The organism is Clostridium magnum DSM 2767, assembly GCF_001623875.1.
Lineage (GTDB): Bacteria > Bacillota > Clostridia > Clostridiales > Clostridiaceae > Clostridium_AM > Clostridium_AM magnum.
This window is the reverse complement of the sequence record NZ_LWAE01000005.1, coordinates 274551-287317: the sequence shown is the minus strand read 5'-3', so window position 1 is coordinate 287317 and position 12767 is coordinate 274551. Positions and strand designations below refer to the sequence as shown.

The window sequence follows — 12767 nt, the reverse complement described above, 5'->3', positions numbered from 1 at the left end:
AGAAGGTTACATCATACATGGATAATAACAGGAAGGTTTCGAGAATTGATAATCTATCTATAAAATTCGAATCTGCACACCAGCACCGGTCCCTTTAGTAACGTGGACATATCCTACAACATGAATTTTTCCCGGCCTTCCAAAATACCGATTTGGCTGATTTGGTTTGTAGGCGGTGTAAGTTACCTTTAATGAAATAATTTAGCCTAATCACCATATAAACTACAGCCAAAAAACAGCAAAAGCCCTTGAAATGAAGGACTTTCTATTGTTTATGTATGGTGGAGGCGAGGGGTGTCGAACCCCTGTCCGAAAGTCGTAATACCTGAGCATCTCCGAGTGCAGTCCTTATTTTAACATTCCCTCTACCAGACGCCCAAGGACACGCTTCTAGTTTCAGTAGCTTCATAAATCCCGTTCCTGTGGCAAAGCTTACACAGGCTCGTTTCACCGCTATCGGCGCCCTATCCTAAGCCGCGGTACTCTAAGGTAGAACGTAGCAGACTAAGCTGCTAATGCAAAATTATCGTTTGCGTTTATCTTTAATCCCATAGTTTTTTAACGCGGGTCCACAGGTTCCCTCGACTCGCTTCCCAGATACAACCTACCCCCGTCGAAGCCAATACGCCCCCTTGTTGTAACTCATAACACTTGGGTGATGAGTGTATGTTGTACATATATAAACGCATTCTACTTTGTTAAATTATACTATTAAAAACTATCATTTTTGAGAACTTTTATCTCTCTGACAGTTATTATAATACAACATAACATAGATACTATCAATAGGATTTTTAAGGTATAATATTTTACAGTAATTTTCATTATAGTGTTTATACAAGATAGTTACTGCCTCTCCCCTAGATTTCTACACATTATTATATCTTCAACGATTATTGCCTTTTTATTCCTATAGTTTATATATATCTTCAATTTTAAAATCTGGCCATATTCTTTTTAAGATATCAAAAACTTTATATTTTACTTTAATTTCATCTGTTATATTCCAAATTACGTGGCATAATTCTTCTAAAAAAACCATTAATATAAGAATATCACTTCCTCCGATTTCTCTCCATCTCTCTATAGCATATATACACAATCTATTAGTATTTACTGCTAATAGATCTTCTGAATCTATAGCCATACTAATTTCTCCATCCTTAGTAAATATACAGCTGATTTCAGGCATGTTTGCTACTTTTTCTTCTTCTATCTGTGTACTTAATTTTTCCAATCCAATATATAATACTTTTGCCTCGTGTTCACTTAATGCATAAGTAAACACCATTTCAATTTTATCTTTTAGATATCCACTAATCTCTGGTACCGGAGATGCAATAGCACCTTTAATTATCATCCTACACGCCCTCCTTTTAACATAATAATCGCTGCGTTAAAAGGAGTATTCCTTCTTTTATCAAATTATATTCCAAGTGTCTAGCAAATGGGTTAGCAATGTTTTTGCCTGCGATATCAGGAATGAGTAAAGGACTAAAATGTTATTATGATTCTGGTGAATATCCTTTTGTAAAATCAATTTTTGAATTGATTAATGTTGATTTTAGTGTTTCTGCAGACGTTTTTAATGCAAAAGCTTCTTCTTGATTCAAAGAGATTTCCAGCACCTTTTTTACTCCATCAGAGCCAACTATAGAAGGTATTCCCATATAAATATCACTTATACCATACTCCCCTTTAAGTAAACTGGATACTGTTAAAATAGAATTTTCATCTCTTAAAATTGCTTCTACAATTTTTCTTATAGCAAGAGCAATAGCATAATAAGTTGATCCTTTTCTATCAATAACTTTATAAGCAGCATTTCTAACATCTTCTACAGTCTTTTTTCTATAGGAATCATTACAGTTCATACACACAACATTACAATATTCATTTAATTGCATGCCTGCCACAGATGTCAAACTCCAAGTAGCTATTTCAGAATCACCGTGCTCACCCATGATATAAGTGTGTATATTCCTTGCATCTACACCAAAATCTTTGCTAAGAATATATCTAAGTCTTGAAGTATCCAATACAGTGCCTGAGCCAATAACTCTTTCTGGTGGAAAGCCCGAAAGCTTATAAGTTATGTAAGATAGTATATCTACAGGATTCGATACAACTAAAAGTATTGAATTAGGATTGTATTTTACGATTTCAGGGATTACAGACTTAAAAATAACATAATTTTTATTAATCATATCTAACCTTGTCTCCCCTGGCTTTCGAGCAGCCCCAGCAGTAATAATTATTATAGCTGAATCTGTAGTATCTTTATAATCACCGGCTCTAATATCTACAGGGCTTACAAAAGACACACCATGTGATAAGTCCATTGCTTCTCCTTCAGCCTTGTTTTTATCAATATCTACAATCACTATTTCTGAAGCGAGACCAGATTCCATTAGAGTAAAAGCTGTAGTAGAGCCTACATATCCGGCTCCTATTATGGATATTTTAGTACCTTTGATTTTCATATTTTCCACCTCAATTTTATCTACTTAATCCTATATTATACTTACTTTTACTAAAATTATTATTTTATAAAAAGTAGTGGTTAAAAAAAGTCTGTGCCACGTCAACACAGACTACCGTAATATTTAATTATAATTTTTTATTAAGATAAGCAAGTATCTCTTTTGGTAATTGGACGTGGAATTTTTCTCTCTCAAATCCTTCCGGGTCAGTTGATGGTAGGAACTTCAGATTTCTCATTGACTCCGGAAAGGGACTAAGAAAAGAAAAATGACCGGCATTTGCAATTTGCCTGAAAGTAATCAGTGATTCATCCGGAATGCTCTTTAATACAGTTTCGGCATTCCAAGCAGGAGTGATTGGGTCATGTTCCGCTGTTAACATAAGGATAGGGATTGTTACATTATCCAAACCATTCATGAACCAGCCTGCTCCAGGCGCAAGTAAAACTATTGCTTTAATTCTTTGGTCAGGTGTAGTTTCTATTTTTTTACCTTCTCTTGTTCTTGGAATACCACCTGCCAATGCGAGAGCCGCGTACCTACCCATTGAATGCCCTATGACAGCTACCTTTTCATCTATAATATGTTTGCCAAAAAAACTATGTGAAAGAAGTTTGTCAATTGTTAGGCTGATATGTTTTGGTCGCAGGATAAGATTTTCTTCGGTGTTTTTCAATTCATTATTATTCCTGTTGTTTCCATAATGCTCTACCATCGCCACAATAAAGCCATTTTTTGCAAGATGTTTTATAATAATTAGTGAAGAATATAAGAATATGCTCTAGCTATTATATTTTTATGATATCTAGGCAATCTATAAATATTGTGTAAGAAACTTACTGTAGATTATGCTTAATTTCTACGTTATTTTTGTGTAAGGTATCTTCTTGTATATGAAATAAAGATATTCAGAGCCTCAATCTCACCATGAATAATAAATATAATAGAACAGGTAATCCTACTATAGCAGATAGTATTGTGATTGCAGTACGTACTTTTTTCTCATCTCGTAATAATAACAATAAAAACTTATACCCTAAAATACCAACCCATCCACCCAAACAATTTAAAATTATGTCATCAATGTCCGATGCTCCGATGCCTAAAAGCCCCTGAATGATTTCAACCAATAAACTCACTATAAATATAAACAACAGATTAGTGATTACTCTTTTATCTTTTTTGAGTAATGGCAAATATGTACCAAGGGGAATAAAAATAACGATATTGCCAACTAAATTACTAAAAGCAAATTTTTTTAAATTCGCAGTCTTGCCAGATATATATTCCGTTATACTATAAAAAGGAATGAGATTGATTGACCTAAGCTCCGAATGCGAAATTCTTGATAACAACAATATTTTAATTAAAAAAAGTATGTAACAAATGAAAACACCATATAAAAAGACTGTTTTAATTCGTTCTCGTTTATTCATAATAATGCCTCCTTTCTTCATTTCATCACTGCTTATTCTCTGGCGTTCGGTTTATAAATAATCTGTAGCTAGTCGTAAATTATAGTTACGTCACACCTTAGTATTATTTAGATAAATCCAAATTGATTATGTAAATAAATATCCGCATTAACATATGTAATGCGGATATTTAAGAGTAACCTTTTCTTCTAATTTCACATCTCTATTATTCTTTCTCATTATAAACTCCTCACCTAAGTAGAACATCATATGTTTCACTTAGTATGATGTTCATTGTTTATCATTTCAACAAATTCAATTGGATGCTGAATAATTTTTGAAGTTTCCTCTATAGAATAGCCCTCAGCAAGATAACGTTTTGCTATAACTGCCATAGACTCTCCTATCTCTATAATGTGATGGTCTGGATCATAAATACGAACAACTCGTTGTTGCCATTCATGCTTCTTTGGCTGATGTACATATTCTATATTTTTATAAATTCTCATTTTTGTATAATTTTCCAAAATAATCCACTTCAAAATACAGTTCCATATTATTAGATTTCTCTATAACAGAATTAACAGGCACATCTGTAAGCCATGCAAAATCCTCTTGTATTGCAAATCCACCACTAAATGTTACATTTCGTTCTAAGTCAAGAATAACTTCTTGATTAAAAAGTTCCTTATAGAACTGCTTTGAAACATTAACATCTTTTACTGCTAATAATGCTAATTTAAATTTCATGCAAATGCCTCCGTTAACAATTCACCATAATTAATCTTTTCCTGCAAAAAGAGCTACTGCCGATTTTATTAGTCTAATAATATATTCATCTTCAACCATTTACCACCAAATCCTTTCATTTTCCACTTGTACAATAAAAAGCCTATACATTATGTATACTTAATTTTCTATTAAATATCAACCTTATATATCAAATTATACCATGATTCACCACACCATTCTATGTTATTCATAATCATACAAGTAAATCCACAAAAAATTAATATCATTTGCATTATTTTACCACTCCCAGATTTTTCTACAAAATACATATTTTGTCCATTTCTTTAAATTGGCAAAAAACTATTGTATATTGATTTGATTTTCTCCTTCTAAGCTTTAGTAGGTATATTATGGTTTATACACGAGCATATGTTATTATATAATTGACACACTTGGTCTATCATGATAGACTTAAAATATAACTAGTCTATTACTATAGACCGAAAGGAGATATATCATGGATCAGTTTAAGCTTTGTGAAAGTGAATATCATTTTGCAACTATTGTTTGGGAAAACGAACCCCTTGGATCCGGCGACCTTGTAAAGATTTGCAGCGAAGTTCTTGGCTGGAAAAAATCCACTACCTATACTGTTTTAAAAAAATTATGTGATCGTGGAATATTAAAGAATGAAAATGCAACAGTTACCTCACTTGTAAAACAAGAGCAAGTTCAGAAATTTGAAAGCGAGCAATTTATCAATCGAACCTTTAGAGGCTCACTACCTAAATTTATTGCAGCATTTATGAATAATAAAAAATTAAGCAGTCAAGAGGCTGATGAGCTGAAGAAGCTAATTGACAGCTATAAGGAGGATTAAAATGGGACTTTTCTTAAAGAGTTTATTTAACGATGTAATCAATATGAGCATCACAGCAAGTTATGTGATTTTTTTGTTCTTACTGCACGACTGTTTTTTAAAAAAGTTCCTAAAATTTTTTCCTACTGTCTCTGGGTGGCTGTAATTTTTCGTCTTGTCTGTCCTTTTTCTTTTTCCTCTACCTTTAGCCTTCTTCATATGATAGATTCAGATTCAAGTAAAATAACCTATATCCCTTCAAACATTGGAATTATGACGGAACATCAAGTTAACACTGGAATGTATGAATCAAGTTCGGCGGCAACCACTTCCCTACCTACTTCAATATCAAATGCATATTCAAGTATCAATTCCATAGATATAGCTTTATTGATTTTCTCATGGATTTGGGCTTTAGGCGTTATTTTACTAATACTTTACAGTATAATATTTTATCTCATATTGAAGCATAGACTTCATACTGCCATAATTATAAAGGAGAATATTTTTAAGAGCGAATATATTTCTTCTCCTTTTGTGCTTGGATTTATAAGGCCTAAAATCTATCTTCCCTCAGCACTTAAAGAATCAGAACAAAGCTATATTATAAAACATGAGCAAATTCATATCAAACGGTTTGATTATCTTATAAAACCCTTTGCTTTTCTTGCATTATGTATTCACTGGTTCAATCCCCTTGTATGGCTTAGTTTTGTACTTATGAGCAAGGATATGGAAATGTCCTGTGATGAACGAGTGTTGAAGGAACTAGGTACAGATATAAAAAAAGATTACAGTACTTCACTACTGTCTCTATCGGCAAATAAAAAATTAATAAAAGCAAGTCCTATTGCCTTTGGGGAAAATAATACAAAGATAAGAATTAAGAATGTACTTAATTACAAAAGGCCTGTTTTCTGGGTGATTTTAGTATCAACAATTGCCGTTGTATGTTTTAGCACTGCTCTCATAACAAATCCAGCAAGTGTTGTAGCAGACACAACGGACTTTTCAAAAAATATATATGAATACCGAACACCTTATGTGGGTAATAACAGCAAGGTAGCAAGCATTGCAAAGGAACTTCCTGTACCAAAGACCTTGAATTATAGAAAAGTAGCGCTTTTTACAGATAAGGAACCTTACAGAGTGGAAATAACTTACGAAACAACAACTGAAGTTCAAAGATCTATTTTACAAACAGATGAACAGAGCTTTTTTGATCAAAACGCTGCTATAATATTTGCTTTGATCGGAAATGTGGAACAGATAAATTTTATTTTAAGTGATGGTAATAATCAGCGTATAATTCAGCGAACTAGAACTTGGGCAACTAACACTATGGCTAAAGATCTATGGAAGAGTTCCGATACTGCTGAAAAATTCACCACTTTATATAAAGAAATTATGGGTAAATTTATAACCTATGACTCCATTTATCCTCTGTTGAACAGTGGTAAAAAAACAAATATCCAAAGTGTAAATGATGTTCCATCAGTAACCAATTATGAAAAAGTAAAAGCTAACAACGAAGTTTACTATATCTATAATAAAAGTGGAAAATACTATGTTGAAAAACCTTATCAGTTCGTAAGTGAGATTACAGAAGAGACCTATAGAAAACTTCATCAAATATTATCTCCTTCAGTCGTTATGAGCAAATGAGAAAAACACTTAAAAATTACAAGCAAAAAATTACTGACGAAAATTCCATGTCAGTAACTTTTTAATACAAACCTTTTTAATCATTATTAATATTTCAAAATACTCCGGTTTCTCAATAGATGCTAAAAGGTGCCTAGGTAAAAATAACCAGACACCTCTCAGTAATTCATACTATCCTACTAATTTTTTACCATAGGATTGATTTTTGATCTATCAAATTTACCAGCAACCTTTGGCATAATTTCTTTCATTATTTTTCCCATATCTGCTGCTGTATAATTTCCATTAGTTATAATTTCTTTTATCATTGTCTCTACTTCATTTTCTTCTAACTGTTTTGGAAGATATGGAGTTAAGACTTCAAGAGCAAAATTTCCTTCTGCTATTTTTTCTTCGCTGTTTGCTTGTTTAGCATATTCTAATGCTTCTTTTGTTTGTTTTATGTTCTTTTCTATTATTTTTATAACACCTTCGTCAGAAATAGTTTCCCTTTCATTAACTTCAAAGGATTTAATATCAGCATTTACCATTCTTAAAACATTTACTCTTGCCTTATCCTTTGCCTTCATTGCTGCTATTTCGTCTTTTTTTATTAATTCCTTTAACATAATCTTTAGTTAGTAAACTTTGCTACTAACTGGTCACCTCTTTTCTCTAGAATAATTTCCCTATCTTATATTATACTATTATTTTAAATAAGGTCAAAATTCTTTTTAACATTTTTTATATTCTCAATCTCAAGTAATGTTTTTTCATAGGATATTTGAACTTACTTAAAAGAGTCTCTCTTTGGTTTCTTTCTGATTTATAAAGCAATTCCTGTTGTTCTTTAATTTTATTGTATAATTGTATTAATTCTGTTATGTTACGGACAACCATTATACTCATTTCAAAATTTCCATCTTTATCGTAAACGGGAACTCCATTAACATCAATATAAACTTTCTGTGATCCGTTTTTTTAACATTTTCCATTAAAAAGAATCTGTTAATATCAATAAGTTACTACTATAAAAAAATAAGAAAGTGCAACAAATGTTACACTTTCTTACAATAGGAACTTTCTTTTTATCCGATGACTCCCCCGCTCTAATACTCCCATTTTATACGAACTCCTCTTCCTAATGTCAGAGGAGTAAGCGATTCGCACCAAATCATAGATTGGGGCTCTTTGCTTAAATTACATCAAAAAAGCACACTTGATCACTTTCTGGGAGACCTTTTAGGCAACCAAACTTTTTGAGTAAATCTATAGCAGCATTTCCAATCTTAGATCGTTTCCTAACATCTTCTATGGAGCCAAAAGGCTTTTCTTGTGCAGCGCTAAATATACCTTCTGCTGCCACATTTCCCATACCAGATATACTGTTTATAGCGGCCTTATGCCATCCTCCTCTATCTGGAACTTGGTTGCATGAGATTTATATAAATCAATAGGTAGAAATCTAATGCCTCTCTCATACATTTCCAAAACCAATTCTAAGTCATCATACATATCTTTATCCTTAGGTCCAGCTTGGTTTCCCATCATTTCAATTTCCTTCATCTTTTCTTTAACCTTTTCCTTGCCGAATATCATAAATTCTGCATCAAAGGCCTTTGCTCTAATAGTAAAATATGCTGTATAGTAGGCTTTAGGTATGTGAACCTTAAACCAGGCTATTCTGAAGGCCATCATTACGTATGCAGCAGCATGGGCCTTAGGGAACATGTATTTTATCTTTTTACAGGAACCTATGTACCACTCTGGCACCTCATACTCCCTCATTAAAGCCTCATACTCCGGAAATTTCGGGTCTTTTAATGCCTTTCCCTTACGCACCAACTCCATTATCTTAAAGGCTGAGTTTGGAGGCAGACCTTTTTTGATAAGATAAACCATGATATCATCTCTGGTACATACTGCTTCACTTATGCTGGTAACTATTTTTTGATCAATCAAGTCCTTAGCATTTCCAAGCCATACATCGGTACCGTGGGAAAGTCCTGATATACATATTAAATCCATGAAGGTTTTGGGCATTGTATCTAAGAGCATTCCCCTTACGAATTTAGTACCAAACTCAGGAATACCAAAGGTTCCTACCCTTGAATTTATCTGCTGCGGTGTTACTTCCAAAGCTTCCGTGGATGAAAATATAGACATGGTGTCCTTATCATCCATAGGTATGGTTTGAGGATCTACTCCCGTCAAATCCTGCAGCATTCTTATTACTGTTGGATCGTCGTGACCTAGTATATCAAGCTTCAATAAGTTCTGGTCAATGGAGTGATAGTCAAAATGTGTTGTTATAATATCTGAATTTGGATCATCCGCAGGGTGCTGTACAGGACAAAATTCAAAAATTTCTCTTCCCTTAGGCACTACTATTATTCCACCAGGGTGCTGCCCTGAGGTTCTCTTTATACCTGTGCAGCCCTTTGAGATTCTGAGGATTTCTGCCTTGTTTACTGTAAGATTTTTTTCATCAAAATATTTTTTTACGTATCCGAAGGCTGTTTTTTCTGCAATGGTACCTATAGTCCCCGCCTTAAAGGTTGTGCCCTTTCCAAAGATAACCTCTGTATATTTATGGGCCTTTGCCTGATACTCTCCTGAGAAGTTTAAGTCTATATCCGGCTCTTTATCTCCATTGAAGCCCAGGAAGGTTTCGAAAGGAATATCTATGCCGTCCTTAGCTAAGTTTTCTCCACAAACAGGGCAAGCCTTATCAGGCAAGTCAAAGCCCAGTTTGATGCCGTAATCTGCAAAGTCTGAATACTTGCATTTAGGGCACCTGTAATGTGGCGGCAGAGCATTTACTTCCGTTATACCGGTCATATATGCAACAACAGAAGAACCAACAGATCCTCTAGATCCTACCAGATAACCATCCTCATTTGATTTCCATACAAGCTTCTGAGCTATAATGTACATCACCGAGAAACCATTTTTTATAATAGAATCCAGCTCTCTGTCCAGTCTAGACTGAATAATTTCAGGAAGGGGGTCTCCATATAGCTCATGGGCCTTTCCATAGGTAATATCTTTAATGGTCTGCTCACAGCCCTCTATATGTGGTGTGGCTTTTTCCGGTGAAATAGGACTGATCTGCTCACACATTTCTGCTATCATATTTGTGTTTGTTACTACCACCTCATAGGCCTTTTCCTCTCCTAAATAGGAGAATTCCTTTAGCATCTCCTCAGTGGTTCTTAAATATAATGGAGCTTGCTCATCTGCATCCTTAAATCCCTGTCCTGCTTCCAGTATACGTCTATATATCTCATCCTCAGGATCCATAAAATGAACATCTCCTGCTGCCACTACTGGCTTATTTAGCTTTTCTCCTAAGGCTACAATTTTTTTGTTGATTTCTTTTAGATATTCTCTATTTGGTACCTGCTCCTGTCTTACTAAATACTGATTATTTCCCAGTGGTTGGATTTCTAAATAATCATATTCCTCTACAATTGCTTCAATTTCCTCATCAGATTTTCCTAGGAGAATTGACTGATACAACTCTCCCTCACTACAGGCACTACCAATAATTAAACCCTCAGAATATTTTTTAAACATGCTCTTTAATATACGAGGCTTTTTATAAAAATAATCTAAACTGGAGTAAGATACCAACCTATATAAATTCTTTAAGCCAACATAATCCTTTGCCAAAATTGTTGCATGATAGGTTTTAAGCTTTTTATACGCCTCTTTCTTAGCTACCTCATCAGAACCATATATATCTATATCTTCAAGGGTTTTTGCACCTCTTTCCTTTAGCTTTTCAATCATTACCTTAAAGACCTTAACGGTGGTATCTACGTCATCTAAGGCTCTATGTGCAACCTCCACTTTTATGCCAAGATTTTTAGCAATTCTTCCTAATTTATAGGTTTTAAACTCCGGGAAAACTTCCTGTGCTAAAGTCAATGTATCCACATATGTGAAATCGAAGTCATAGTCTAAGACTCTAGCATTATGCTTTAAGAAGTTTATATCAAATGCAGCATTATGGGCAACCAAGACACTTCCCTCAATGAAATCTAGCATTTTAGGAAATACCTTATCAATAGTTTCTGCATCCCTTACCATATCATCGGTTATATTGGTAACCTCCACAACCCTTGCTGGAATTAGCTTTTCAGGATTTACAAAGCAGCTGAACTCTTCTATTACCTTTCCATCTTTAAGTTTCATGATTCCTATTTCAGTAATTTTTTCTGTCACTGGTGAAAAGCCTGTGGTTTCTAAATCCAGTACACAATAAGTGGTATCAATACTCTGCCCTTTAGGGTTTGTTACAGAAGGTTTTTTATCTGGTGCCAAATAGGCTTCCACTCCATATATAACCTTCATGTCAGGGTTATCTCTTCCTAGGAGCTTATGAGCCTCAGGAAATGACTGCACCACTCCATGGTCCGTTATGGCAATAGCTTTCATGCCCCAGCTCATGGCTCTCTTGATCAAATCAGTAGCACTAGTCATAGCATCCATCTGACTCATTTGGGTATGCATATGCAGCTCTACTCTCTTCACCTCTGAGTTATCCTGCCTCTTAACCTTCTTTATGCCTTCTGTTTCTATTATAGTATTGGCAATCAGCTCAACTTCTCCTGAAAACTGGCTATAACCTGCATTTCCCGCAAGTCTAACACCCTTTGCCTTTTTAAGTTTAGATGTTACCTCACCCTCTTCACCAGGTTTTAAGAAGGCCTTACAGGTCATTGAGCTTGAACCGTCATATAAATCAAAGGAAACTAATGTTTTTCCGCTTCTTAATTCCTTTGCTTCCATATTAGATATTTCACCCTCTAAAGCAATCCTTCCCTCATCAGGTGTAATATCAGTAATTTTTATTACAGGTTCCTTAATTTTAGAACTTCTGCCTAATATTAAGAATGGATCATCTTTTTTATCGGCGGTTTCTGCCTTTCCTTCTTGTTTCTTTTCTGTTTTCCACTGAGGCTTCTTTTCTGAAGTTTCTTTAGTTAACTTAGGGGTATTATTGCTTGGTGCTGACTTAATTTCCTTTTGAACAATGAGCAATTCTTTTGCAAGTGTTTCATCTTGCATCCTCATAAATTCTTCACTGCTTACATTATCAACAAAATTTATTTTATATGCTGTACCGTACAAGTTTTTTATGGCATCATAGATTTTTTTATCATAATCCATGGATTTTAAAAAGCCTGATACAGCCATATTAAAATTAAAATTTATGATGTTTTCAGCCACTTCGTATTCGCTATTATTTACCACTGCTTTTAAGGCAGGATATTTGTCTGCCAAGGAAGATATAATATTTTCCAATTCCTCTTCTATGGGCTTTTTGTATGTTCCCTCAGCATACTTTACAGCGATTCTAGAATCTTTTAATGCAAATCTTTCTCTTATAAACTTATTAAGGCCTTCAAATTCTCTTAATTCAATATATTTATCTGAGCTGATTTTCAGTTCCAGGGTTTTAGTTTTTTTATTTAACACTACCGATTCTACAACGGCAGTATTTATGTTTGCCCCTGCTTCATAATCACTAAAAATTTCATTTATTCTTTTCATGCTCAACCTTCTCCCAAAAATTTTTAGTACCTTACTATTATATAGATAAGTTTATACTTTGTCATTAGGATT

8 protein-coding genes, 1 other RNA gene and 2 pseudogenes are annotated in these 12767 nt (G+C 33.9%); 2 read left to right on the top strand and 9 right to left on the bottom strand.

The genetic code is table 11. The features are described 5' to 3' along the window. Positions 1–279 precede the first annotated feature (279 nt). The 6 genes and pseudogenes from ssrA to CLMAG_RS20270 all read right to left on the bottom strand — a co-directional run bounded on the left by ssrA (position 280) and on the right by CLMAG_RS20270 (position 4648). Positions 280–632: a transfer-messenger RNA gene (ssrA, locus tag CLMAG_RS20295) on the bottom strand. 278 nt (positions 633–910) lie between these two features. Next, complete coding sequence (locus CLMAG_RS20290) at positions 911–1360, bottom strand: hypothetical protein (RefSeq protein ID WP_066626748.1); 450 nt, start codon at positions 1358–1360, stop codon at positions 911–913. 145 nt (positions 1361–1505) lie between these two features. Then, positions 1506–2483, bottom strand: coding sequence for an L-lactate dehydrogenase (locus CLMAG_RS20285; RefSeq protein ID WP_066626746.1), 978 nt, complete (start codon positions 2481–2483; stop codon positions 1506–1508). A gap of 127 nt (positions 2484–2610) precedes the next feature. Next, positions 2611–3204 (bottom strand): alpha/beta hydrolase family protein, encoded by a 594-nt coding sequence (locus tag CLMAG_RS20280; RefSeq protein ID WP_242873089.1) that lies wholly within the window; start codon positions 3202–3204, stop codon positions 2611–2613. 187 nt (positions 3205–3391) lie between these two features. After that, entirely contained in the window at positions 3392–3919 is a 528-nt protein-coding gene (locus CLMAG_RS20275; RefSeq protein WP_066626744.1) for a VanZ family protein, read from the bottom strand. Positions 3920–4173: 254 nt separating this feature from the next. After that, positions 4174–4648: pseudogene (locus CLMAG_RS20270) on the bottom strand (VOC family protein). 499 nt (positions 4649–5147) lie between these two features. Here CLMAG_RS20270 and CLMAG_RS20265 point away from each other — a divergent pair. Both CLMAG_RS20265 and CLMAG_RS20260 read left to right on the top strand, forming a co-directional pair. After that, positions 5148–5510: a BlaI/MecI/CopY family transcriptional regulator gene (locus CLMAG_RS20265; protein ID WP_066626742.1), complete on the top strand. Its 363-nt coding sequence runs from the start codon at positions 5148–5150 to the stop codon at positions 5508–5510. Between the two features lie 90 nt (positions 5511–5600). Next, a complete protein-coding gene (locus CLMAG_RS20260; RefSeq protein ID WP_341420689.1) occupies positions 5601–7154 on the top strand; it encodes a DUF5301 domain-containing protein in 1554 nt (517 codons plus the stop codon). A 179-nt stretch (positions 7155–7333) separates the two neighbouring features. On the opposite strand, the gene CLMAG_RS20255 is transcribed toward CLMAG_RS20260, so the two are convergent. The 3 genes and pseudogenes from CLMAG_RS20255 to polC all read right to left on the bottom strand — a co-directional run bounded on the left by CLMAG_RS20255 (position 7334) and on the right by polC (position 12695). Further along, positions 7334–7762, bottom strand: a complete 429-nt coding sequence (locus CLMAG_RS20255) for a GatB/YqeY domain-containing protein (protein WP_066626739.1) — start codon at positions 7760–7762, stop codon at positions 7334–7336. 115 nt (positions 7763–7877) lie between these two features. Further along, a complete protein-coding gene (locus CLMAG_RS32600) occupies positions 7878–8042 on the bottom strand; it encodes a hypothetical protein (RefSeq protein ID WP_161487007.1) in 165 nt (54 codons plus the stop codon). 286 nt (positions 8043–8328) lie between these two features. Then, a pseudogene (polC, locus tag CLMAG_RS20250) lies at positions 8329–12695 on the bottom strand (DNA polymerase III subunit alpha). Positions 12696–12767 lie beyond the last annotated feature (72 nt).